The sequence below is a fragment of the Cupriavidus pauculus genome (assembly GCF_002858765.1).
GTDB classification, from domain to species: Bacteria; Pseudomonadota; Gammaproteobacteria; order Burkholderiales; family Burkholderiaceae; genus Cupriavidus; species Cupriavidus pauculus_B.
In genome coordinates, this window is record NZ_PJRP01000019.1 from 1 (window position 1) to 23019 (window position 23019).

Annotated in this window: 17 protein-coding genes and 2 tRNA genes; 11 read left to right on the forward strand and 8 right to left on the reverse strand. The window is 66.1% G+C overall.

The features are described from left to right. Nucleotides 1-15 precede the first annotated feature (15 nt). The 4 genes from CYJ10_RS27945 to CYJ10_RS27960 all read left to right on the forward strand — a co-directional run bounded on the left by CYJ10_RS27945 (nucleotide 16) and on the right by CYJ10_RS27960 (nucleotide 3282). Nucleotides 16-102: transfer RNA gene (locus CYJ10_RS27945), tRNA-Leu, on the forward strand. A 525-nt stretch (nucleotides 103-627) separates the two neighbouring features. Further along, nucleotides 628-1362: a hypothetical protein gene (locus tag CYJ10_RS27950; RefSeq protein WP_180863085.1), complete on the forward strand. Its 735-nt coding sequence runs from the start codon at nucleotides 628-630 to the stop codon at nucleotides 1360-1362. Between the two features lie 93 nt (nucleotides 1363-1455). Further along, nucleotides 1456-1532: transfer RNA gene (locus CYJ10_RS27955), tRNA-Arg, on the forward strand. A gap of 337 nt (nucleotides 1533-1869) precedes the next feature. Next, the gene (locus CYJ10_RS27960) at nucleotides 1870-3282 is read left to right on the forward strand and encodes a DUF1254 domain-containing protein (protein ID WP_101684691.1); all 1413 of its coding nucleotides are present in this window, start codon (nucleotides 1870-1872) and stop codon (nucleotides 3280-3282) included. Nucleotides 3283-3377: 95 nt separating this feature from the next. Here CYJ10_RS27960 and CYJ10_RS27965 read toward each other — a convergent pair whose 3' ends face one another. Together CYJ10_RS27965 and metE are read right to left on the reverse strand one after the other, a co-directional pair. Then, the gene (locus tag CYJ10_RS27965) at nucleotides 3378-5483 is read right to left on the reverse strand and encodes a TonB-dependent receptor family protein (RefSeq protein ID WP_101684692.1); all 2106 of its coding nucleotides are present in this window, start codon (nucleotides 5481-5483) and stop codon (nucleotides 3378-3380) included. A 157-nt stretch (nucleotides 5484-5640) separates the two neighbouring features. After that, nucleotides 5641-8037 carry a 5-methyltetrahydropteroyltriglutamate--homocysteine S-methyltransferase gene (gene metE, locus CYJ10_RS27970; RefSeq protein ID WP_101684693.1) on the reverse strand — a complete coding sequence of 799 codons (2397 nt, stop codon included), beginning with the start codon at nucleotides 8035-8037 and terminating at the stop codon, nucleotides 5641-5643. 129 nt (nucleotides 8038-8166) lie between these two features. Between metE and CYJ10_RS27975 the strand changes: the two genes are divergently transcribed. Next, the gene (locus CYJ10_RS27975; protein WP_101684694.1) at nucleotides 8167-9111 is read left to right on the forward strand and encodes a LysR family transcriptional regulator; all 945 of its coding nucleotides are present in this window, start codon (nucleotides 8167-8169) and stop codon (nucleotides 9109-9111) included. On the opposite strand, the gene CYJ10_RS27980 is transcribed toward CYJ10_RS27975, so the two are convergent. Further along, nucleotides 9100-9390 carry an AsnC family transcriptional regulator gene (locus tag CYJ10_RS27980; RefSeq protein ID WP_101684695.1) on the reverse strand — a complete coding sequence of 97 codons (291 nt, stop codon included), beginning with the start codon at nucleotides 9388-9390 and terminating at the stop codon, nucleotides 9100-9102. The genes CYJ10_RS27975 and CYJ10_RS27980 overlap by 12 nt on opposite strands. Before the next feature lie 177 nt (nucleotides 9391-9567). Here CYJ10_RS27980 and CYJ10_RS27985 point away from each other — a divergent pair, with 177 nt between their 5' ends. After that, entirely contained in the window at nucleotides 9568-10038 is a 471-nt protein-coding gene (locus tag CYJ10_RS27985) for an Lrp/AsnC family transcriptional regulator (RefSeq protein WP_101684696.1), read from the forward strand. Nucleotides 10039-10062: 24 nt separating this feature from the next. Here CYJ10_RS27985 and CYJ10_RS27990 read toward each other — a convergent pair whose 3' ends face one another. Continuing rightward, nucleotides 10063-10989 carry a DMT family transporter gene (locus CYJ10_RS27990; protein ID WP_101684697.1) on the reverse strand — a complete coding sequence of 309 codons (927 nt, stop codon included), beginning with the start codon at nucleotides 10987-10989 and terminating at the stop codon, nucleotides 10063-10065. Nucleotides 10990-11148: 159 nt separating this feature from the next. Here CYJ10_RS27990 and CYJ10_RS27995 point away from each other — a divergent pair, with 159 nt between their 5' ends. From CYJ10_RS27995 to CYJ10_RS28005, 3 genes are all read left to right on the forward strand, one after another. Further along, nucleotides 11149-11619 carry an Lrp/AsnC family transcriptional regulator gene (locus tag CYJ10_RS27995; RefSeq protein WP_066739987.1) on the forward strand — a complete coding sequence of 157 codons (471 nt, stop codon included), beginning with the start codon at nucleotides 11149-11151 and terminating at the stop codon, nucleotides 11617-11619. Nucleotides 11620-11704: 85 nt separating this feature from the next. Beyond that, nucleotides 11705-12931: a cation:proton antiporter gene (locus CYJ10_RS28000; RefSeq protein ID WP_257993572.1), complete on the forward strand. Its 1227-nt coding sequence runs from the start codon at nucleotides 11705-11707 to the stop codon at nucleotides 12929-12931. A gap of 129 nt (nucleotides 12932-13060) precedes the next feature. Next, on the forward strand, nucleotides 13061-13990 hold the full coding sequence (locus tag CYJ10_RS28005; RefSeq protein ID WP_146002137.1) for an alpha/beta hydrolase family protein: 930 nt from the start codon (nucleotides 13061-13063) through the stop codon (nucleotides 13988-13990). Nucleotides 13991-14001: 11 nt separating this feature from the next. On the opposite strand, the gene CYJ10_RS28010 is transcribed toward CYJ10_RS28005, so the two are convergent. Further along, on the reverse strand, nucleotides 14002-14616 hold the full coding sequence (locus tag CYJ10_RS28010; protein ID WP_101684698.1) for a uracil-DNA glycosylase family protein: 615 nt from the start codon (nucleotides 14614-14616) through the stop codon (nucleotides 14002-14004). A gap of 68 nt (nucleotides 14617-14684) precedes the next feature. Here CYJ10_RS28010 and msrA point away from each other — a divergent pair, with 68 nt between their 5' ends. Then, on the forward strand, nucleotides 14685-15191 hold the full coding sequence (gene msrA, locus CYJ10_RS28015) for a peptide-methionine (S)-S-oxide reductase MsrA (RefSeq protein ID WP_101684699.1): 507 nt from the start codon (nucleotides 14685-14687) through the stop codon (nucleotides 15189-15191). Between the two features lie 16 nt (nucleotides 15192-15207). On the opposite strand, the gene CYJ10_RS28020 is transcribed toward msrA, so the two are convergent. After that, nucleotides 15208-15588, reverse strand: a complete 381-nt coding sequence (locus tag CYJ10_RS28020) for a helix-turn-helix domain-containing protein (RefSeq protein WP_101684700.1) — start codon at nucleotides 15586-15588, stop codon at nucleotides 15208-15210. Beyond that, the gene (locus CYJ10_RS28025) at nucleotides 15585-15782 is read right to left on the reverse strand and encodes a type II toxin-antitoxin system RelE family toxin (RefSeq protein ID WP_257993573.1); all 198 of its coding nucleotides are present in this window, start codon (nucleotides 15780-15782) and stop codon (nucleotides 15585-15587) included. The genes CYJ10_RS28020 and CYJ10_RS28025 overlap by 4 nt, the downstream gene beginning before the upstream one ends. Nucleotides 15783-16102: 320 nt before the next feature. Between CYJ10_RS28025 and uvrA the strand changes: the two genes are divergently transcribed. Further along, nucleotides 16103-21964, forward strand: coding sequence for an excinuclease ABC subunit UvrA (gene uvrA / locus CYJ10_RS28030; protein WP_101684702.1), 5862 nt, complete (start codon nucleotides 16103-16105; stop codon nucleotides 21962-21964). On the opposite strand, the gene CYJ10_RS28035 is transcribed toward uvrA, so the two are convergent. Continuing rightward, on the reverse strand, nucleotides 21965-22819 hold the full coding sequence (locus CYJ10_RS28035) for a TetR/AcrR family transcriptional regulator (RefSeq protein ID WP_101684703.1): 855 nt from the start codon (nucleotides 22817-22819) through the stop codon (nucleotides 21965-21967). Nucleotides 22820-23019: the final 200 nt, after the last annotated feature.

Genomic DNA, 23019 nt, shown 5'->3' on the forward strand with positions numbered 1-23019 from the left:
ATGCAGCGAAACGAAGCCCAGATGGCGGAATTGGTAGACGCACTAGGTTCAGGTCCTAGCGGTGGCAACACTGTGGAGGTTCGAGTCCTCTTCTGGGCACCAATATTTGAAAGCCCTGCTCAACGAGCAGGGCTTTTTCATTTCCGGCCCGGAAAGGGCAGTCCCTGCGGACTGCCCGTGGGGACTCGAAAAGCTTGCGCTTGCAAGCGCCGGCCGGGGCGACCGAGTTCTCCTCCGGGACACCAGTATTTGAAGCCCTGCCCATCGAGCGGGGCTTTTTCATTTCTCCCACGCCTTTCAATTCCGGCGATTTGGCGACCTCGTCCGACATCGTCTCTCTCATCCACGCTCTCCGCCTTTTAGCGGGCGGCACACCCCACATTCGTCTCTAACCATCACGCGACCTTTGACCTATGCTCAAGCTGATCGGGCATGGTCCACACAACGCCCGACGAGGTGGTCGCCATGTCCGTACAGCTGATGTACGGGAGAGAGGAGCGTGCCGGACGGCTGTCTGGCAGGGCGTGTTACGCCTGCCTGCATGCTGCGCACCCCAGTCTCCCCCTGTGTTTCGTACTTGCGCTGCTGGCCTGCGCCGTGGTTCATGCCGAAGAGAATACGGACGGCATGTCAGGACGTGATGCACTGCAGTTCGTGCACGATGCGCGCGCCCCGGATCCGCCGCCCGATCAGGCCCCCAGATCCACGGCGCCGAACGACGCTGCCCCATCGTTCGCGCCCCCGCGCATGGTGATCGTCGACGACGACCCCGACCTACCGATCCCCGTGCATGCCTCGCGCGGTTCGCCGGAATCGGCACCCGAATTCGAGCCCATCGCCATCAACCTGGCGAGCATCGATCGCGTGGTGGAGCGTTTCAGCAGCGCGCCGCGCGCACCGCTGGTCCACGTTGAAGATGCGACGACCGCCACCGGCCTTGTCGACAGCCGGGCGCGCAGCATGGCAGTGGCGTTTGACGCGCCGTTGTCGCGCAGCGGCACCGGGCTGACGCTGCAGTCGCGTGTGGAGATGGCCTATCGGCCCGGCATGGCGCCCGTGCAGGGCAACTGGGATGCGCCCCCGGGCGAGGCCAGTGCCACCGGGCTTGCCGTGCGGCTCTACAGTTCCAAGCCGACCCGGCTCAACGGCGTGTATCCCTTTGTCGAGGCTGACTGGTGGCAGGACAACCGCGCGAAGACGATCAACATCAACGGCACGCGTATCGACACCGATCTGCTGCGCGGCCTGTTCTCGTTCAACATCGGCGCGCATAGCAGTTCGACCACGGGCCTGAGGCTCTGGATGAAGGCGCGCGGCGGACGCAACGCAGGCGGTACGTTGGGCGCCAGGTATCGCTGGTAAGCAGGCACCGAAGCGTTACTGCGCGGCCAGTGAAATAATTTTTGCAAAACGCTTGCGGGCAAGTTGAATTGCGATACAATGCGTCCCTCGCGTGCGGCTGTAGCTCAGTTGGATAGAGTACTTGGCTACGAACCAAGGGGTCGTGGGTTCGAATCCTGCCAGCCGCGCCACCTATTAGAAGGGCCTCCAGCAATGGAGGCCCTTCGTCATTCTGGGCCGTCATCGCGCCCGCCGTGCGCTTGTCACCCAAGCCGGCCCCCAGTACAGTATCCACTGCTCGCCGGGCTTCCGGCGTGACGTCTCCCACACAATTCCCCCTGCGCCACCGGCCTCGCCAGTATCAGTGTTCGGTACCCCCCGGAGGCAGCCGCCGGAATCATTGACAGTGGCCGAGTCGCGGGCACATCATTCGTTCGGAATAGATGCGCCTCCGGAGCTACACGTGTCCCCCCCGGACCCGTTGTGCAGACGACCCGGAAGGCCGCCACTACACTGGGAAACGGGGTCATGAACCGATCGATACGCCAATTGGCAAGCGTGGTCGCGCTTGCCGTCTTCCTGTCCGCCTGCGCCTCCGCGCCACCGCCCGCGCCCGAGATTCCTGCCGCGGCGCAGCCGCCTTCCGACCAGGCGATGAAAGCGCTCTCCGCCGAGGTGTTCACCTACGGCTATCCGCTGGTGCTGATGGATGTCACGCGCGAGGTGATGACCGCCCGGACGCCGGTCAATACGTTCAACCACAGTCGCGCCTTCCCCGATGCCACCTACACCACGGTGGTGAGCCCGAACGCGGACACGCTGTACTCGACCGCCTGGGTGGACGTCGGCAAGGAACCCGTCGTCCTGTCCGTGCCCGATACGGCGGGCCGCTACTACGTGATGCAGATGCTCGATGCCTGGACCAACGTGTTCGCGTCGCCGGGCAAGCGCACGACGGGCACGCGGCGCGGCGCGTTTGCGATTGTCGGCCCCGACTGGGAAGGCACGCTGCCCAAGGGCGTGACCGAAGTCCGCGCGCCTACCAACATGGTGTGGCTGATCGGTCGTATCCAGACCAACAGCAAGGCCGACTACGCCAACGTCCACCGCCTGCAGGACCAGTTTCGTCTGGTGCCGCTGTCGGCCTGGCGCAAGGGCAGCCGTGCCACGCCGCCGGCCACGCCGCGTGTTGGGCTGATCGATACAGAAACGCCGCCCGCCGAGCAGGTGGCGGCGATGGATGCCCAGGCGTTTTTCAGCCGCATGGCCGCGCTGCTGCCGGAGAATGCGCCCGGGCCCGATGACGTGGCGATGCTCGAGAAGATGCAACGCATGGGCATCAAGGCCGGCGAGCCGTTCAAGACCACGGTGCTGGAGCCGTCCACGGCGCGCGCCGTGCAGGAGGGCGCCACGGCGGCGCTGGCCAGCATTACCGCCAACGCGCGCAAGAGCGCGGCGGGCAGCACGGGCTGGCGGCTGCAGCGCGACACGGGCGCCTACGGTGCCGATTTTGACCGCCGTGCCGTGGTCGCGATGTTCGGCCTGGGCGCCAACCTGGCGGAAGACGCGGTCTACCCCGTGGCCCGCGCCGATGCGTCGGGGCGTCCGTTCGACGGCGGCAGCCGCTACGTGCTGCATTTCGACAAGGGCCAGCTTCCGCCGGCCAGGGCCTTCTGGTCGCTGAGCGCCTATAACAACAAGCAGGCGTTCGCCAGCAATCCGCTGCAGCGCTACACGATTGGCAGCCGTGACCGACTGCGCTATAACCGCGACGGCTCGCTGGATATCTATATCCAGTACGAGCGCCCCGCGTCTAGCCAGGTGACGAACTGGCTGCCGGCGCCGCCCGATGCGTTCAGCCTGATGCTGCGTGCGTACTGGCCCGAGCAGGTTGTGCTCGACGGCAAATGGATGCCGCCTGCCGTGCAGCGCGTGAACTGATTCGCGGCGCCCGCGCGGCCGGAAAGAAAAAACCCCGCTCTGGAAGGGCTTTTTTGTTTGCGGATACGGGCGCGGGCCCGGCCTGGCGCAGCCGCCTAGAACTTGTACTTCACCCCGGCATAGAACGCCCGTCCAACCCCCGGATAGAACACGGCGGTGTTGGCCGTGCGGGCATCGGTGACGGTGCTGAAGTCGCTGATATAGCGCTTGTCGGCCAGGTTGCGGGCATCGAGGAACAGCGTCACACCGCGCTCGAATTCGTAGCTGGCCTCGATGCCGAACAGCACGTACGACGGCACCTTGAGCGTGTTGGCGTAGTCCACGTAGGCGCCGGTCGGCACCCAGTCGATCGTGCCGGCCACGCGCAGGCGGCTGTTGCGGCTGTACGCCAGCGTCGTGCGCAGCACGTGTTTCGGCACCCCGGCGATGCGGTTGTTGCCGTAGACCGGATCGTTGTCGAAGCGGAAGTCGCTGTAGTTCCAGATTTGCGACACGGTGAACTTGTCGCCCTTGCCGACGATATCGCGCAGCACCTCGGCGCTGGCGCCCAGTTCCACGCCCTGCAGCACCGTCTTGTTGGCGTTGAAGGTCGACGCCGGAATATCGGCGCTCACCGTGTATTGCAGAAGCTGGTCGCGCAGCAGCGAGCGATACGCCGTGACATCCCACCCAAAGCGGTCCCACTTGCCGCGCGTGCCCAGTTCCAGCGTCCAGCCGTGTTGGGCCGCCAGCGGCACGAACTGCTGCGTGGCGCCGATGGTCTGGCTCAGGTCGGTGAAGTCCGGTACATCGGCGCTGCGCGTGATGTCGATGAACGCCTGGATATCGGGCTTAGGTTCCCACAGCACGCCAAATTTCGGGTTGACGCCGCTGAACGTGGCGCCATCGGACTTTGCCGTCGGATTCGTCGGCAGGCCGCCGTAGTCGGTATATTCGCGCCGGTTGCGGTAGGCCTTGGCGCCGGCCATCAGTGCCACGGTGGGCAGCACGTACAGGCGGTCTTCCAGGTAGGCCTCGTAGTTATACGCATCCTGCTTCGCGTTCAGCGTCTGGGCGCCACGGTTGCCGTTGACGTTGACGTACTGGCGCGCGTCGTTGTTGCCGCCGAAGAAGCGGGCGCCGGCGATCAGCTGGTTGCGCAGGCCGCCCAGCGTGAAGTTGCCCGTGTAGCGCGGGGCGAAGCCGTAAGTCCAGCTGTCCTGGTCCACCACCTGGAAGATCGGGTGGTACAGGCTCTTGTGGATGCCCCAGGTAGTCAGGTCGATCTGGCCGCTATCCAGCTTGATGCTCGTGACGTTGGCCAGCCGCTCGGTGCGCGTATTGCGTGCCTGGTCGCCCGCCAGCGCACTGGCCGAAGCCATGCGCGGCGTGGTCAGCGCCTGGTTCAGCGTCAGCGCGCCGGGCAGCAACTGGTCGACGATATACGCGCCAAAGTAGAAGCGCGTTTCCACGGCGGGGCTGAAGCGATAGCCGACGTTGGCGTTGATCTGCTCGTACTGGCCGCGTTCGTGATTGCGCCAGCCTTCCGAGTGGCTGACCGTGGCGTTCGCCAGAAAGTCCCACTGGCCAATCTGGCGCGACACCTGGCCGCTGCCGCGTATCGTACCGAAGCTGCCGCCGTCCACGCGCACCAGGTTCGGCGCCTCGGCCGTCAGCGCGGTCGGCGTGGTGAAATTGACCGCCCCGCCCAGCGTGGTGCTGCCATAGGCCAGGCCGTTGCCGCCCTTGTAGACCTCGGCGGCCGACAGCGACAGCGGATCGATCTGGTAGAAATCACCACTACCGTCGGCAAAGTTGGTGGGCACGCCATCCTGCAGGATCTCGATGCCGCGCGTATGGTAGCCGCGCGCCACGCCGGAACCGCGAATCGACAGGCGCAGTTCCTGGCCATAGCGTTCCTGCACGTACACGCCGGGCGAGTCCTTCAGGACATCGCGCAGGTCGTAGGCATAGGTATTGGTGAACGACTGGGCGTCGACAAAGCCGACCGATCCGGCCGACTGGAACAGCGACTGCCGTTGCTGGGCCACGCCCGGCGCGGTCAGCGATCCGGCGGCGGCAGCGGTGGCGGTAACGGCGGGCAGGATCGGGACATGGGCGGCATCCGGGCTGGTGACGGTTGCCGATTGGGCGAAGGCCGCGCTGGACAGTGCGGCTGCAGGAAGCGCCGCGACGCGGCGCCAGGGTGTGGCTCGTTTCATTCCTCTTGGTCGAAGATCACGCCGGATGCCGACGCGACCTCGCACTTTTCTTGTTTGGCTCGACCGAAAGGATACGGAGCCGCACGGCGCGCCGCCATGCGACACAGCGACGCAACGTGCGCTCCAGCGCATAAGCTCAGGCGCCCAGGTTATCGCCTTACACGCTGGCCTGCCCGCCGCACGACGGTCCGCATGCCGCGCCATGCACATGCGACGCGGGGTTTGCCGTCCCTGCAGGCGGCAACACGCGCTTCCAGTTGGCGGGGGCGTGGCCGGCCAGTTTCTGGCGCAGCGCACGCGTCGCGCTGACCATGTTGGCCAGGGCCGCCTCGGTCTCTGTCCAGCCACGGGTCTTCAGGCCGCAGTCCGGGTTGACCCACAGACGGTCGGGCGGAATCACCTCGCAGGCACGCTCCAGCAGGCGCGTCATGGCATCGACGGAAGGCACGCGCGGCGAGTGGATGTCGTAGACACCCGGGCCGATCTCGTTCGGATAATCGAAGTCGCCAAACCCTTCCAGCAGTTCCATGGCCGAACGCGACGTCTCGATTGTGATCACATCGGCATCCATGGCGGCGATGGCCGGCAGGATGTCGTTGAACTCGGCATAGCACATATGGGTGTGGATCTGCGTTTCATCGCCCACGCCCGAGGCCGACAGCCGGAACGCATTGACGGCCCAGTCCAGGTAGGCCGCCCAGTCGTCGCGGCGCAGCGGCAGGCCTTCGCGCAACGCGGGCTCGTCGATCTGGATCACGCGGATGCCGGCGGCCTCCAGGTCGCAGACCTCGTCGCGGATGGCCAGCGCCAACTGGCGCGTGGTCACGGCGCGCGGCTGGTCGTCGCGCACGAACGACCACTGCAGCATCGTCACGGGGCCCGTCAGCATGCCCTTCATCGGCCTGTCGGTCAGCGACTGCGCAAAGCGCGCGGTATCCACGGTCATCGGCTCGGGACGGTACACATCGCCAAAGATCACCGGCGGCTTGACGCAGCGCGAGCCGTAGCTTTGCACCCAGCCGTTCTCGGTGAACGCATAGCCGCATAGCTGTTCGCCGAAATATTCGACCATATCGTTACGCTCGGCTTCGCCATGCACCAGCACGTCCAGGCCCAGTGCCTCCTGCTTGCGCACGGCGAGTTCGATTTCGGCGCGCATGCGGTCCAGGTAGTCCAGCGCGCCGATATCGCCGCGCTTGTAGGCGGCCCGGGTCTGGCGGATGGCAGGCGTCTGCGGAAACGAGCCGATGGTCGTGGTGGGCAGCGCGGGCAGCTTCAGCGCGTCGCGCTGGCGGACGATGCGCACATCGAACGGGCTGTCGCGATCGGCCATGTCGGCGGTCACGGCGGCCAGCCGCTTCTGCACCTGCTGGTTGACCACGCGGCGCGAGGTACGGCGCGCGGCCTGCGCGGCATCCGATGCGGCCAACTGCTCGGCCACGGCTGCTTCGCCAAGGTTCAGCGCAGTGGCCAGCGTGTGGAGTTCGTCGAGCTTCTCGGTGGCAAACGCCAGCCAGGTTTTCAGTTCCGGATCGAGGCGGGTTTCGGCATCGAGCGACACCGGCACATGCAGCAGCGAGCACGAAGGCGCCAGCCACAGGCGGTCGCCCAGTTGGGCATGCAGCGGCGCGACGGCGTCCAGCACCTTGCGCAGGTCGGCGCGCCAGATATTGCGACCATCGATCACACCGACCGACAGCACCGCGCTACTTGGTAGCACGGCCTGCCACGCGGCCAGTTGCAGGGGCGCACGCACCAGGTCGATATGAAAACCGTGAACCGGCAGGGTGGCGATTCGACCGGCATGATGGGTGGGATGAGCGGCCGCCGTGTCAAAGTACGTGGCCAGCAGCAGCTTCACGCCGGTATCGGCCAGCGCCGGGTAGGCCTGGTCATAGGCGTCCAGCCATTGCGGCGGCAAGTCCAGGCACAGCGCGGGTTCGTCGATCTGTACCCACTCGATGCCGCGCGCCTGCAGTTGCGACAGGATGCGCCGATAGGCCTGCACCACCTTCGGCAGCAGGCTCAGCCTGTCGAAGCCGGCCACGTGCGACTTGGACAGCCACAGATACGTGACCGGCCCGATCAGCACCGGCCGCGTGGACAGACCCAGCGCCAGCGCCTCATCGATCTCGTCGAAATACCAGTTGGCACCGCCGTCGAACGTGCTGTCGGCGTCAAGCTCCGGCACGATGTAGTGGTAGTTCGTATCGAACCACTTGGTCATCTCCATGGCCGGCTGGGCCGCATTGCCGCGCGCCAGTTCGTAGTACTGCGCCAGCGTCAGCGCGGCCGGATCGAAGCCGAAGCGCTTGGGCAGGGCACCCAGCAGCGTGGTCAGGCCCAGCATCTGGTCGTACCAGGCGAAGTCGCCGGCTGCCACGGTCGCCAGGCCCGCATCGGCCTGCAGTTGCCAGTGGCGGCGGCGCAGCGTGGCACCCACCTCGCGCAACGCACCTTCCGATGTTTCGCCGCGCCAGAACGCTTCCTGGGCAAATTTCAGTTCGCGTCGTGCGCCAATGCGCGGAAATCCCAAAACGTGTGTACGTGCCATGCCGTGCTCCGGTGATGTCTGATCTGGCGCACAGTGTCGATTCACGGCTAGAATGAATCAAGCGACATGTTTTAAACAAAGGATGAATTTTATTCAACTAACTAGTCAGACGCCCCTGGAGCGGCCGCGATGATTGAAGTCCGCCATTTCCGATCGCTGGTGGCCATTGCAGACGCGGGCAAGCTGGCGACGGCTGCCGAGCGGGTGCATGTCAGCCAGTCGGCGCTGTCCCATCAGATCAAGGCCATCGAGGCGCACTACGGCATGGCGCTGTTCGATCGCACGCGGCAGGGCCTGCGGTTCACGCCGGCCGGCGAGCGGCTGCTGACGCTAGCGCGCGAAACGCTGGCGTCCATCAGCGCTGCCGAGCGTGATCTGCTACGCCTGAAGAGCGACACACGCGGCGAACTGCGCGTGGTGCTGGAATGCCATACCTGCTTTGACTGGCTGATGCCCGTCATGGACGAATTCCGACGCCGCTGGCCGGAAGTGGAGATTGACCTCGTGGCTGGCTTCCATGCCGACCCGCTGGCGCTGCTGGCGCAAGGCAAGGCCGATATGGTGATCGGGTCGAAGCCCCCGGCCCGGCGCGGGCTGACCGTGGCGCCGCTGTTCCGCTTCGAGATTCTGGCGGTCATCGCCAACGAACACCGGCTGCGCAACAAGCGCCGCATCGAGGCCGCGGACCTGGCTGGCGAAACGCTGATTACGTATCCGGTGCCCGAGCAGCGGATCGACCTGATCCGCGAGGTGCTGGAGCCCGCCGGTATCCAGCTCGAACGGCGCACGGCCGAACTGACCGTGGCGGTGCTCCAGTTGGTGGCCAGCCGGCGCGGTGTGGCGGCGCTGCCGAACTGGGGCGTCAAGAACTATGTGGACCACGACTACGTGCTGGCCAAGCGCATCGGCGCCAAGGGGCTGTGGAGCGAACTCTATGCGGTGCTGCCGTCCGCCATGGCGGATCGCCCCTATGTGGACGATTTCGTCTCGATCGTGCGCGACATCTGTGCGGCCGAACTGGATGGCATCGAACTGCTCCAAGACACCGCGCGCATGGCGCAATCAGGCGGCTAGGGCCTCGGGCTCGGCCACGGATGCCTGCTCGCCGGTGAATGCCGCGTCGAGGACTTCCAGGTCCACGCCATGGACCACGCGCCGCACGAACAGCTCCAGCAATTCCACCGTATCGGCCTGGCAGACCAGCCGCGCGACGTTGGCGCGGCTGGCATCGAAAGACATCTGTTGCAGGGTCAGCCCCGTGCGGCGGGCATTGGCCAGCACCCATTCCAGGCTGCCGAAGGTGTCGCTCAGGTTGGTACGGTCGAGTTGGAGGGCGAGGTGAAGGGCTGGCATGGGCGGTTCCGGGCGGTGCGTGGCGGGGTGCGATGTGATGTGCAAGGGGTCCGGTAAATTTACCAGCCATGCCGAAAAATGGGCTTCTGAATTTTCTCCTCTCCGTAGCCAATTGGAGAATATTCCGCCATCTTGGTGTAGATTGGCGGTGAATTCATCTTTCATCCTCAATCTGCCGTGACAAACATTCCCAAGCTCGACGACATCGACCGTCGCATCCTGCGCGAACTGCGCCGCGACGGGCGCATCTCCAACGCCAAGCTGGCCGAGCGGGTGGGGCTGTCCGCCACGCCGTGCTGGAACCGGGTGAAGGTGCTGGAGGACGCGGGGGTAATTGGCGGTTATGCGGCGCTGCTGAACCAGAAGGCGCTGGGGTTGCCGGACACCGTGCTGATCGAGGTCACGCTCGACCGCCACGACGACGACATGCTGCACCGCTTTGGCGAGGCATTGGCCGAATTGCCAGAGGTGCTGGAAGCCCATTTGCTGACGGGCGAGTACGACTATCTGATCAAGGTGGCGGTGGCCGGCACCGAAGGCTACGAGGAATTCCTGCGCCACAAGCTCTACAAGCTGCCGGGCCTGCGGCACAGCCATTCCACCTTCGTGCTGCGCACGCTGAAACGCGAGCTTTCGGTAGAGCCCTGAGTCGCGCCACTCAGCGATCGGCGATCAGCGCGACGCCAGGCGCCCCAGCCGGGGTGCCAGCGCGGTGGTCACCACACCCAGCGCGATCAAACCCAGACCCATCGACAGATCTGCCGAGATGCGCTCGTGCCAGGCCACCGCGGACAGCACTAGGCCCAGCAGCGGCACGCCCAGCATGGCGATCGACGTGGCGGCCGGCGGCAGCGACTGGGTAACGTTCAGCACGACGATAAAGGTCAAAGCCGTGGCCAGCGGGCCGGTGTACAGCACGGCGGGCCAGATTTCGCCCATGGCAGCCAGATCGGGCGCGCCGTCTCGCAAAACGGCCAGCAGCACCAGCGGCACCGTCGCCACCGCGCATTCCCAGGGAATCATTTCGGCGCCCAGCCGCACATGGCGATGCGCACGCAGGTGGATGATGCTGACGGACCAGGCCAGCGACGCGCCGAGCAGCATCGTCAGACCCATCACGGTATGCAGTTCCCAGCCGCCCAGCGCAGGCGCGACGATGACCGCGATACCGGCGTAGCTGAAGCCCGTGGCCAGCCATTGCCAGCGCGACGGCCGCTCGCCCAGCACCAGCGACGACAGCGGAATCACCCAGATGGCGGTGGCATAGGCCACGACCGAGGCGCGGCCCGGCGCCACATATTGCAGCGCCCACAGGGCCAGCGCGGTAAAGGCGGCCATCTGCAGCAAGCCGACGCTGAACACCAGCGGCCACTCCTGGCGCGACGGCAGGCGCAGCCGCTTGAGCGCGCCCAGGACGATAAAGCTGATCAGGGCGGCCGAGCCGAAGCGCAGGGCGGCAAACCACAACGGGCTGACGTGCGACAGCCCGAATTTCATCACGGGCCAGTTGCCGCCCCAGATGATGACGGCGCCGATCAACGGCAGAAACGACTTGAGCGTGGCAGAGCGGGCGCTGCCGGCGGAGGAAAAGACGGACATGAAATCGGGTGGATTCGAGGCGGGCCGGTGAGTCACCGAATGAGTCGCCGTATGTCCAAAAGTCTACGATTCATCGCACCGCAGCATTGTCCGGATCACTCTGTCATTGCATTGTGATACGGCATAGAATGCCGGAAAACTCAACTTATAAAGCCGAACATGCTGGACATCGATCTCGACGCCACTGACATTCGTATCCTGGGGGAACTGCAGCGCGACGGCAGCCTGACCAATGTGGAACTGGCCAGTCGCATCAATCTGTCGCCATCGCCATGCCTGGCGCGCGTCAAGCGCCTGGAGAAAATCGGCGTGATTTCGCGCCGCGTGACGCTGCTGGATGCCCGGCGGCTGGGCCTGAAGGTGGTGGTGTTTATCTCCGTATCGCTGGACAAGCAGCGGCGCGAGACGCTCGACACCTTTGAACGAAAAATCGGCGCGCTGCCCCAGGTGATGGAGTGCTACCTGATGTCGGGCGATGCCGACTATCTGCTGCGCGTGGTGGTGCCCGATGTCGAAGCGCTGGAGCGGCTGATCATCGATCAGATCACGCGGATTCCGGGCGTGGCCAGTATCCGGTCGAGCTTCGCGCTGAAGCAGGTGCTTTACAGCACGGCCCTGCCGCTGGGGTGACAGCCGTCATCCGCACTGCCGTATCATCGCGGGTCCGCCTGCGGGCGGCCGCCACGCCAGCATCACGCCATACCGCAAACGCCCCATGAATCCGTCCGCGCTGAATCCCACTGCGATTTTCTTCGTGCAGGCCTGCCTTGTCGTCGGCGTGCCGCTGGTGTTGTGGCGTGGCCTGCGGATGGGCGGCATCGTGCCGCTGGTGGTGATGCAGATCGCCGGGGGCATCGTGCTTGGGCCGTCCGTGCTGGGCGCGTTCTGGCCCGATAGCTGGCACGCGCTGTTCGGCGCGCAGAAGCTTGCCGCGCTATCCGGGCTGCAATGGCTGGCGGTGGTGCTGTTTGCCTTCCTGTCGGGCCTGCACGTGGGTGGGCCGGAGGCCAAGGGGCTACGCCGAATCGCCTTGTGGGCCGCGCCGGGCTGTGTGGCGCTGCCTTTCGTGCTGGGTGTCGGTGCGGGCTATGTGCTTGCCGTCTGGCGCCCGGCGCTGCCAGGCGAGGCGGCCACGACGTGGCAGTTCGCCATTGCCGTGGGCGTGTCGATGGCCGTCACGGCATTGCCGGTGCTTGGCGCCATCCTGCGCGAGATGAAGCTGACCGATACCACCGCCGGACGCCTGGCGCTGGCCTGTTCGGCGTTCAGCGATGCCGCGATATGGATCGTGCTGTCATGCATCCTGGCCAGCACCGGCCAGGCCGCCGCGCAGCCGCTGCAGCTGGTCATAGGCGGCGCCATTTATCTGGCGGTGCTGTTCGCGGTGGTGCGGCCGTTGCTAGCGCGGTGGCTGCCGGTCATGCGTGGGCACGATGCGCGACTGGCGGCGGTGGTGGTGCTGATTTTCGCATCTGCGTGCACGTCGGAACTGATCGGCCTGCACTACATCCTTGGCGGCTTCCTGGCCGGCGTGGCGCTGCCGCGCCAGTTGGCCGCCGATATCGGCCGGCAACTGGAGCCCACCACGGTGGTGGTGCTGATGCCGTTCTTCTTCCTGATGACCGGCCTGCGTACCGACCTCAATACGGCCGGGATCGACGCGCTGATCGTTTTCGCGCTGACCACGGTGGTAGCCGTGGTCGGCAAGATGGCGGGCACCGCGCTGCCGGCCCGCTGGGCTGGCCTGGGCCGGCGCGATGCCTGGGCGGCCGGCGCGCTGGCGCAGACCAAGGGCCTGATGGAAGTGGTGGTGCTGGCCATCCTTCTCGAAAACCGCCTCATCAGCACGCCGGCGTTCTCCGGGCTGCTGTTGATGGCACTGGCCACCACGATCCTGGCCAAGCCATTTACGCTGGCCGCCCTGCGGATGCGCGAGGACTGACGCGGTGCCACGCCCGCCGGGCGACGCGGTTGCAACGGCGCAACAGGCACACGGCACATCGTCAACAGGTCGATTCGGCCACGTGGCGCGGTGATAGGCTTGCGGCCATTCTTTCCTCCCCCTGTATTCATGCCCGCGTTCGCACAGTTCCACGGTATCCGTCGCCTCCCGATCTTGGCGGCACTGGTGATGAGCCTGGCATCGGCCCACGCGCTGGCGGCAGATGAAGGCAAGCCACAGCTGCCTGCGCCGGTGGCCGAATCGGTGGAGATTCCCGTGTCGGGTGCGGGAGCGTTCGGTGGCACGGTCGGCATGCATACCGAAGTCTTCAAGCCGGAAGGCGCGGGACCGTTTCCGGTCGTGATTTTTTCGCACGGCCGCGCCCCGGACCGGCTGGAGCGCGCCAATCTCAAGCATCCGCTGCAGAACTGGCATATCCGCTACTGGCTGGACCACGGCGTGGCCGTGGTGGTGCCAATCCGGATCGGCTACGGCGCAACGGGCGGCCCTGACCGCGAAAACAACCATGCGAGCTTCAGCACGATGGGGCAATGCTCCAGCAAGCCGGACTACCGGGCCGTAGCGGGGGCACTCAACGACGCGACGCTGGCCACGATCCAGTGGCTACGCGCCCAAACCTGGGCCGACGCCCATCGAATCGTGCTGGAAGGGCGTTCGGTCGGCGGCTTCGCCAGCGTCGCGGCGGCGGCAACCCGGCCGCAAGGCGTGATTGGCTACATCAATTTCTCGGGCGGTGCCGGCGGTTCGCCAGAGCGGTCTCCGGGGCACAGTTGCGATCCCGACCAGCTGCGCGACTTGATGGCCGAGTTCGGCAAGACGGCAACCGTGCCTGGGCTGTGGCTCTATGCCAAAAACGACCAGTACTTCGGGGCCGAGGCGCCGCTGGGCTGGTATCAGGCCTTCGCGGCGGGTGGTAGCCCGGCCAAACTGGTCAGCGTGGAAGAGGTGCCTGGCCGCGATGGCCATCTGCTGCTGTCCTACGGGCAGCGGTTCTGGCGCAAGGATCTCGACGCGTTCCTGACGTCGCTCGGCCTCTGAGCCTCTGAGCCTCAGGGCGACAGCCGCGCCCGTACGGCGGTCTGTAGCGCGGGCAAGAGTTCGGCCTCGAACCACGGGTGCTGGCGCATCCACAGCACCACGCGCCACGATGGGTGGGGCAGAGGAAACACATTCGGGCCGAAACTTCGGAAATCGGCTACCAGTTCGCTCATGGACCGTTTGGACTGCGCCGGCTGCTTCGGCAAATAGGCCGCCTGGGCATAGGTGCCGACCAGCAAGGTCAGACGGTCGTGGGGCAGGCAGGCCAGTACCCGTTCGTGCCAGAGGGGCGCACATTCGCGCCGGGGCGGCAGGTCGCCGCTCTTGCCCTTGCCGGGGTAGCAAAACCCCATCGGCATGATGGCAATGCGCGAGGCGTCGTAGAACGCGTCCCTGGTCACGCCCATCCACGCTCGCAACCTGTCTCCGCTGGGATCATCAAACGGCACGCCGCTGGCGTGCACACGCGAACCGGGCGCCTGGCCGATGACCACGATCCGTGACGTGGCGCTGAACTGGACAACGGGTCTGGGCCCGGCGGGCAGCGCGGCGGCGCAATGGGTGCAGGCGGCAATTTCGCGCTGCAGGGTCTGTATGACACCCTGCGCGCGTCGGGGGGACTTCATGGCGGTCAGCGAGTTTCGTGGGGTATGCGTATATTACGAGGCCCGATGTATTGCGATGGAATATCACGATGACCACACAAACTGAAACCGCGATCCTGGCCGGTGGCTGCTTCTGGGGCATGCAGGACCTGCTGCGCCGCTATCCCGGGGTGCTGACGACGCGCGTCGGCTATACCGGGGGCGACGTGCCCAATGCCACCTACCGTAATCACGGCACGCATGCCGAAGGCATCGAGATCGTGTTCGATCCGACGCAGATCAGCTATCGCCAGATTCTTGAGTTCTTCTTCCAGATCCACGATCCCACGACGCGGAACCGCCAGGGCAACGATATCGGCACCAGCTACCGGTCTGCCATCTTCTACCTGGACGGCGATCAGAAGAACGTGGCCGAACAGACCGCCGCCGACGTGGACGCCTCGGGCTTGTGGCCGGGCAAGGTGGTGACGGAAATCGCCCCGGCCGGGCCGTTCTGGGAGGCCGAACCCGAGCATCAGGACTACCTGGAGCGGCTTCCGAACGGCTACACCTGCCACTTCATCCGTCCGGGCTGGAAGCTGCCGCAGCGCGGGTAAGCGGACCGGGCGTGACTCACGCGCCCCGGTTTTCCACCAGCAGGTCCAGCGGTACCGCCAGCGCGGTGGCCAGGCCGCGCAGCACATCCACACTGCCGTCGCGCTTGCGGTTTTCAATCTGGCTCAGGTAGGGCTTGCTGACGCCGGCGGCGGCGGCCAGCGCGTCCTGGGTCAGCCGGCGATGGTCGCGCCAAGCCTTGATCGGGTGGTCGCCGGCAAGCTGGGCGTCCAGCACGGCAGCCGGAACCCGGAAGCCATCGTCGTCGGCAACGGCGGCGTCGTGGATCCGGACATCTTCCATGGCTTCAAACAGGTGCTGGACACGCTCCCAGAGGTCGATCGGAACGATCGCATACTCACGGTTGCCCTCGCGCTGGATGAACTGTATCGCGGTCATTGATATGCACTCCCACGTGATTTGACGGTCAGCACGACCACCACCAATTGTCCGGCCTCGATCCGGTACAGGACGCGCCAATCGCCAACGCGCAGCCGAAAGGCGCTCCGGCCCATCAGCTTTCGTCCGTTCTGGTTTGGCGCGTAAGGGTCTGCTGCCAGCAGACCCACCTTGGCCCGGATATTGAGGGCCACGTTTCGTGGCATCGACAGCAGCTGCTGTGTCGCCTCTCTGGTGAACCGATTGCGTGCTGCATCCCGATGTTAGCGCATAGCTAATTTTATGCAAACCAAGTTTGCTCAATTCGGGGGCGACTTGAACGTGGGGATGCATTTTCGCGCAAGATGTGCCTGCCGTGACGCCCGGCTCCCGAAATCAGAATTGTCTGCTGGCTGTCAGGAAGCCTGTACGTTTATACAGTATAGTTAGGGCACTTCTACGCCCGCGCGGCGTAGTGAAAAGCTTCCAACGAACATTAAGTTCTGCATCCAACTCACTGATTCGAGGCAAGAAATTGTCAGATTCCGGTACGATCCGTATTCGCGGTGCCCGTCAGCACAATCTCAAGAACGTTGATCTCGACCTGCACACCGGGCAAATGACCGTGGTGACCGGGCCGTCGGGGTCAGGCAAGTCGAGCCTGGTGTTCGACACGCTGTACGCAGAAGGCCAGCGCCGCTACGTGGAAACCTTCAGCGCCTATGCGCGCCAGTTCCTCGACCGGATGGACCGGCCGCAGGTGGACAAGGTGGACGGGGTTCCGCCGGCGATTGCCATCGACCAGACCAACCCGGTGCGCAGTTCGCGGTCGACCGTGGGCACGATGACCGAACTCAACGACCACCTGAAGCTGCTGTACGCGCGGGCGGCGGAACTGTTCGACAAGCAGACCGCGCTGCCGGTGCGCCATGACTCGCCGGAAACCATCTACGCCGAATTGCAGGCCCGGACGGCCGCTGGGCAGCCGTTTGCCGATGCCCGGCTGGTGGTGACGTTTCCGGTGGAACTGCCGGAATCGGCCACGGAAGACGAAGTGACGCAATGGTTGTCCGTCAGCGGCTATACGCGCGTGCATGGGCAGCGCATCGTTGAATCGCCAACCGGCAAGCGCAAGGTGCTGGACGTGGTGGCAGACCGCTTCCGCATCGGGAATGTGGAAAAGGCGCGCGCCATCGAGGCCATCGAAGCCTCGCTGAAGCGCGGCGGCGGCCGGGTCAGCGTCAATGTGGTCACCGACGAGGGCGACGGTCCCGTGTGGAAGTTCTCCACGGGCCTGCACAGCCCGGAAAGCGATATCCGCTACGCGGACCCGCAACCGGCGCTGTTCTCTTTCAACTCCGCCTACGGCGCTTGCGAGACGTGTCGCGGGTTTGGCCGCGTGATCGGGGTAGACCTGGGCCTGGTGATTCCGGACGGCCGCAAGTCGCTGCGCGACGGGGCGATCAAGCCCATGCAGACGCCGGCCTGGAAGGAATGCCAGGACGACCTGATGCGCTATGCGGCCAAGGCCGGCATTCCGCGCGACCTGGCGTGGAACCAGCTCAGCGAGGCCGAACAGCACTGGGTGATCCACGGGTCGCCTGACTGGAACGGCCAGTGGAACAAGCAGTGGTACGGCGTGATGCGGTTCTTCAGCTACCTGGAGTCGAAGGCCTACAAGATGCACATCCGCGTGCTGCTGTCGAAGTACCGCAGCTACACGCCGTGCGAGACCTGCTGTGGCGCGCGGCTGAAGACCGAAGCGCTGCTGTGGCGCCTGGGCAGCAAGGACAACGCCGACGCCGTGCTGGCGCCGGCCAGCCGCTTCCTGCCCAAGGGCGTGGACTGGAACCGCCCGCAGCTGGAAAGCCTGCCGGGTTTGACCGTGCATGACCTGATGCTGATGCCGATTGCGCGCATCCGCCGCTTTTTCGACGACCTGACCCTGTCGAGCGCCTTGCTGGACGATGCGCTCAAGCTGCTGCTGGCCGAAGTCCGCACGCGCCTGAAGTACCTGTGCGACGTGGGCCTGGGCTACCTGACACTCGATCGCCAGAGCCGCACGCTGTCCGGCGGCGAGGTGCAGCGGATCAACCTGACCACCGCGCTGGGTACCTCGCTGGTCAACACGCTGTTCGTGCTGGACGAACCCAGCATCGGCCTGCATCCGCGCGACCTGAACCGCATTGTCGAGGCCATGCACCGCCTGCGCGACGCCGGCAACACGCTGGTGGTCGTGGAGCACGACCCGTCGGTGATGCTGGCGGCCGACCGCCTGATCGACATGGGTCCCGGCCCCGGCGAACGCGGCGGCTCGATCATTTTCGACGGCACCCCCGGCGCTATCCGCAAGGAGCCCACGCTGACGGGCGACTACCTGGGCGGACGCCGGCGCGTGACCGATGCCACGGACTGGCGCCTGCGGCCCGTGGATGACACCACGCCGCGCCTGAAGCTCGAAGGGGCCACCGAGCACAACCTCAAGGACGTGACCGTCGAGATCCCGCTGAACCGGCTGGTCTGCGTGACCGGCGTGTCAGGGTCCGGCAAGTCGACGCTGCTGCAGGATGTGCTGTATCCGGCCATGGCACGCCACTTCGGCAAGGCCACCGAATCGCCGGGCGCGTTCCGCGAACTGGTGGGCGCCGAGCAGGTCGATGACGTGGTCTTTGTCGACCAGTCGCCCATCGGCAAGACCGCGCGGTCCAACCCGGCCAGCTACGTGGGCGCGTTCGACGAGCTTCGCAAGCTGTTTGCCAAGGCGCCGCTGGCGCTGCAGCGCGGCTACACGGCCGGCACGTTCAGCTTCAACTCGGGCGACGGCCGCTGCCCCACCTGCGGTGGCTCGGGCTTCGAGCACGTGGAGATGCAGTTCCTCTCCGACGTCTACCTGCGCTGCCCGGACTGCGATGGCACGCGCTATCGCGCCGAAGTGCTGGAAGTGAAGATCGAGCGGGCCGCGCGCGGTCAGCCGCCGCGCACGCTGAGCGTGGCCGATGTGCTGGAACTGACCGTCAGCGAGGCCACCGCGCTGTTCGAGGGCGATGCCGCCGTGCTGCGCGTGCTGGCGCCGATTGCCGACGTGGGTCTGGAATACGTGAAGCTGGGCCAGCCGGTGCCGACGCTGTCGGGCGGCGAGGCCCAGCGCCTGAAGCTGGCTGGCTTCCTGGCCGAAACGGCGGCCGCGCAGCCGGTGAAGAACCGCAAGGCAGTGGTGCTGCCCAAGCGGCTGTTCATGTTCGACGAACCCACCACCGGGCTGCATTTCGACGACATCGCCAAGCTGATGCGCGCGTTCGGCAAGCTGCTGGACGGCGGCCATTCTCTGATCGTCATCGAGCACAACCTCGACGTGATCCGCGCCTCTGACTGGATTGTCGACCTGGGCCCCGAAGGCGGGGACGCGGGCGGCGAGGTGCTGTGCGTGGGCACGCCCGACATGGTCAAGGGCTGCACCGACTCGCATACCGGCCACGCGCTGCTGGCCTATGACAAGGCCATGGGCGAATCCGGCACGCTCGCTGCCGAGCGCGAGGAGCAGGCAAAGCACGGATTGCCGCTGCAGGCCGCCGTACAGGCCGCCCGGGCGCGCCGTGCCGTGGAGGGCGAGGGCGTGGTGCGCATCGTCAACGCGCACGAGCACAACCTGAAGGCGCTCAACGTCGACATCCCGCACGGCAAGTTCAACGTGATTACCGGCGTGTCGGGCTCGGGCAAGTCCACGCTGGCGTTCGACATCCTGTTCCACGAGGGGCAGCGCCGCTATCTGGAATCGCTGAACGCCTATGCGCGGTCGATCGTGCAGCCGGCGGGGCGGCCGGAGGTGGACGCCGTCTACGGCATTCCGCCCACCGTGGCCATCGAGCAGCGGCTGTCGCGCGGTGGCCGCAAGAGTACCGTGGCGACCACGTCCGAAGTCTGGCACTTCCTGCGCCTGCTCTACGTCAAGCTGGGCATCCAGCATTGCGTGCATGACGGGGCGCCGGTGACATCCCAGAGCCCGGCGTCGATCGCGGCCCAGCTGCTGCGCGACTATCGCGGCCAGCATGTTGGCCTGCTGGCACCGCTGGTGGTGAACCGCAAGGGCGTCTATACCGATCTGGCCAAATGGGCCAAGGCGCGTGGCAATACGCACCTGCGCGTGGATGGCGAGTTCCTGCCGGTCGACCCCTGGCCGCGCCTGGACCGCTTCCGCGAGCACACCATCGAACTGCCGGTGGGTGACATCGTCGTTTCTCCAGACAACGAGGCCGAACTGCGCGCCTTGCTGGACCAGACGCTGGAACTGGGCAAGGGCGTGATGCATTTGCTGGCGCCGCTGGACGGATTGCACGATGCCATGCACGACGGCAAGGGGTCGGGCAAGGTCGGCGAAACCAAGGTGTTTTCGACCAAGCGCGCCTGTCCGGTCTGCGGTACCAGCTATCCCGAACTGGACCCGCGCATGTTCTCGTACAACAGCAAGCACGGCTGGTGCGGCACCTGCGTCGGCACGGGCCTGGCGCTGACGGGCGAGCAACGCGCGGCGTTTGACGACACCGTGCTGGGCGGCGACGACCGTGGCCGCGAGCAGAGCCTGCCATCCGAAGAGCAGGAACCCGAAGGCGTGGCCGATACGCCATGCCCGGACTGCGGCGGCACGCGTCTGAACCACGTGGCCCGGGCGGTGACGTTCGACACGAATGCCATTACCGATGTGGCGCAATGGACGGTGTCGGACACCCGAAGCTGGGTCGATGGCCTGCGCCTGAAGGGGCGCGATGCCGAAATCGCACGCGATGTGGTGACCGAAATCTCCAGTCGCCTGCAGTTCCTGGAAGAGGTGGGCCTGGGCTACCTGAGCCTGGACCGCGCCGCCCCGAGCCTGTCTGGCGGCGAGGCGCAGCGCATCCGCCTGGCTGCGCAGCTCGGCAGCAACCTGCAGGGCGTGTGCTACGTGCTCGACGAGCCGACCATCGGCCTGCATCCGCGCGACAACCAGATCCTGCTCGATGCCTTGCGCAAGCTGGGCGACAAGGGCAACACGCTTGTTGTGGTGGAGCACGACGAGGACACCATCCGCCGGGCCGACCACATCATCGACATCGGCCCGGGGGCCGGCAAGCGCGGTGGCAACCTGGTGGCGCAGGGCGGCGTGGCCGCGCTGTCGGCCGCTGCCGATTCCACCACGGGCAGGTTCCTGGCGCACCCGATGATCCACCCGCTGCAGCCGCGCAGGCCGGTCAAGCCGGCGCGCGCCGGCAAGGAAGCGGAGCCGGCGCAATGGCTGACGGTGCAGGGCGCGCACCTGCACAACCTGCGTGACGTGACGGCGCGGATTCCATTGGGGCGGCTGGTGGCCATCACTGGCGTGTCGGGCTCGGGCAAGTCCACGCTGGCGCGCGACGTGCTGATGGCCAATCTGCTGGATGCGGTGGGTCGCTCGGTGATGTCGTCGCCGGCCACGCGCCGGGCCCGGGCCGCTGCCGAAAAGGCCGGCAAGCCCACGGCGACGAGGGCGCTTAGCGTGGAGCACGCCTGGCATGGCTGCGAAGGCATCAGCGGCTGGGAATCGATCGACCGCGTGCTGGAAGTGGACCAGACTCCGATCGGCAAGACCCCGCGGTCCTGCCCGGCGACTTATATCGGCGTCTGGGACGCGATCCGCAAGCTGTTTGCCGAGACGCTGGAAGCCAAGGCACGCGGCTACAGCGCGTCGCGGTTCTCGTTCAACACCAGCGACGGCCGCTGCCCGGCCTGCGAAGGGCAGGGCGTGCGCACCATCGGCATGAGCTTCCTGCCCGATGTGAAGGTGCCGTGCGACGTCTGCCACGGTCAGCGCTTCAACCCCGAGACGCTGGCGGTGACGTGGCGCGGCAAGAACATCGGCGACGTGCTGACGATGGAGATCGACGAGGCCGTGGAGTTCTTCTCGGCCATCACGCAGATCGCCCATCCGCTGCAGTTGATGAAGGACGTGGGCCTGGGCTACCTGACGCTGGGCCAGCCGTCGCCAACGCTGTCTGGCGGCGAGGCACAGCGGATCAAGCTGGTGACGGAGCTGTCGAAGGTACGCGACGACATCACGCGACGCGGCCAGAAGGCCCCGCACACGCTCTACGTGCTGGACGAGCCGACCGTGGGCCTGCACATGGCCGACGTGGCGCGGCTGATTCGTGTGCTGCACCGGCTCACGGACGGCGGCCACAGCGTGGTGGTGATCGAGCACGACCTGGACGTGATTGCCGAGGCGGACTGGATCATCGACCTGGGGCCGGAGGGCGGCGCCCATGGCGGCACCATCGTCGGGGCGGCTGATCCTGAAGCGCTGTCGCGCATCAAGGCCAGCCACACCGGTGCGGCATTGTTGCCGGTGCTGGCCCGTACCGCGCCGGACGCGGCGCGCGCCACGGGCTGATCAGCGCGCCCTCGGGGCCTTGGGCGGCCTGGGGGATGCCGGCGGCCGGGAAGTCGCTCCGGCCGCCCCGGTCGCAGGCGGCCTTGGCCCTGCCAGGGCCGCCGCGCAGAAATCGATCAGTTCCTCAACCGGCGGCCCGTTACGGGCCCGCTTGCTGCGCTCGCGCACCCAGTGGGCCAGCGAATACACCACCGTATCCATGAACCAGATCATGCGCAGCTTCATGACGTCGCGCGGCACGTCGGGCAGCAGCGCATAGAGGTGTTCGCGCACGCGATACAGCGCGCTCATGGCGGTCTTGTCGACCAGGCCCTTGTTGAGCAGCCCCGGGCTGAACGTGGTCTGGGCCAGCACCTGCAGGTAGTTGGTACCCCAGTCGGTGTCGAGCACCACCTCGACCAGGGGCCGGATGGTGGCTTCCACCACGCCGTGCATGTCGATCGGTCGGCCACGGGCTTCGAGTTCGTCCAGATGCCGGTGGCGAATCTCGTTCACCTGGTGCAGGCGTCGGTTCAGCAGATGACTGACCAGTGCCTCGCGCGATCCGAAATGGTAGTGCAGGGCAGAACGGTTGCGCTGGCCGCTTTCCACCACGATCTGGCGTAGCGGCACCTGTTCCACGCCCTGTTCGGCAAACAGGCGCTCGGCGATTTCCAGGATGCGCCGCGCGGTGTCAGTCAGGCCGTCAAGGGCGGCGGGAGCGGCAAGGCCGGCGGCTTGGGTCCCTTCGGCGGCGTCGGCGCCTGCCGGGCGGTCGGCATCGGCAGCGGTCTTGCGGCCGGGTGTACGGCGGGTGTCGTGTGCGGGTGGGGGTTGCTCATCCGCGATCATGGCGCGCGCTTGCTTGAGCTTCATGGCGTGGTGGCGTCGCTGGCAGGCTTGTCGTTATCAAAATGAAAGCTTCGCAAGGATACGGAAAAATCCGATGTCCGACATCCATTTGGCGTCGTATTTCCTTCATTTTGCCGCCTCTCCGGGAAAATCCTAACTAACTGAACGGGCGTATGCCGTTAGCCTGCGGTCGATGTCGATTTAATACGAGGGATTAAATTGAC

Bases quoted from the DNA above. Each gene is read 5' to 3' on its own strand.
- CYJ10_RS27950 (WP_180863085.1), top strand. From the start codon at position 628: ATGTCAGGACGTGATGCACTGCAGTTCGTGCACGATGCGCGCGCCCCG.
- CYJ10_RS27960 (WP_101684691.1), top strand. From the start codon at position 1,870: ATGAACCGATCGATACGCCAATTGGCAAGCGTGGTCGCGCTTGCCGTC.
- CYJ10_RS27965 (WP_101684692.1), bottom strand. From the start codon at position 5,483: ATGAAACGAGCCACACCCTGGCGCCGCGTCGCGGCGCTTCCTGCAGCC.
- metE (WP_101684693.1), bottom strand. From the start codon at position 8,037: ATGGCACGTACACACGTTTTGGGATTTCCGCGCATTGGCGCACGACGC.
- CYJ10_RS27975 (WP_101684694.1), top strand. From the start codon at position 8,167: ATGATTGAAGTCCGCCATTTCCGATCGCTGGTGGCCATTGCAGACGCG.
- CYJ10_RS27980 (WP_101684695.1), bottom strand. From the start codon at position 9,390: ATGCCAGCCCTTCACCTCGCCCTCCAACTCGACCGTACCAACCTGAGC.
- CYJ10_RS27990 (WP_101684697.1), bottom strand. From the start codon at position 10,989: ATGTCCGTCTTTTCCTCCGCCGGCAGCGCCCGCTCTGCCACGCTCAAG.
- CYJ10_RS27995 (WP_066739987.1), top strand. From the start codon at position 11,149: ATGCTGGACATCGATCTCGACGCCACTGACATTCGTATCCTGGGGGAA.
- CYJ10_RS28000 (WP_257993572.1), top strand. From the start codon at position 11,705: ATGAATCCGTCCGCGCTGAATCCCACTGCGATTTTCTTCGTGCAGGCC.
- CYJ10_RS28005 (WP_146002137.1), top strand. From the start codon at position 13,061: ATGCCCGCGTTCGCACAGTTCCACGGTATCCGTCGCCTCCCGATCTTG.
- CYJ10_RS28010 (WP_101684698.1), bottom strand. From the start codon at position 14,616: ATGAAGTCCCCCCGACGCGCGCAGGGTGTCATACAGACCCTGCAGCGC.
- msrA (WP_101684699.1), top strand. From the start codon at position 14,685: ATGACCACACAAACTGAAACCGCGATCCTGGCCGGTGGCTGCTTCTGG.
- CYJ10_RS28020 (WP_101684700.1), bottom strand. From the start codon at position 15,588: ATGACCGCGATACAGTTCATCCAGCGCGAGGGCAACCGTGAGTATGCG.
- CYJ10_RS28035 (WP_101684703.1), bottom strand. From the start codon at position 22,819: ATGAAGCTCAAGCAAGCGCGCGCCATGATCGCGGATGAGCAACCCCCA.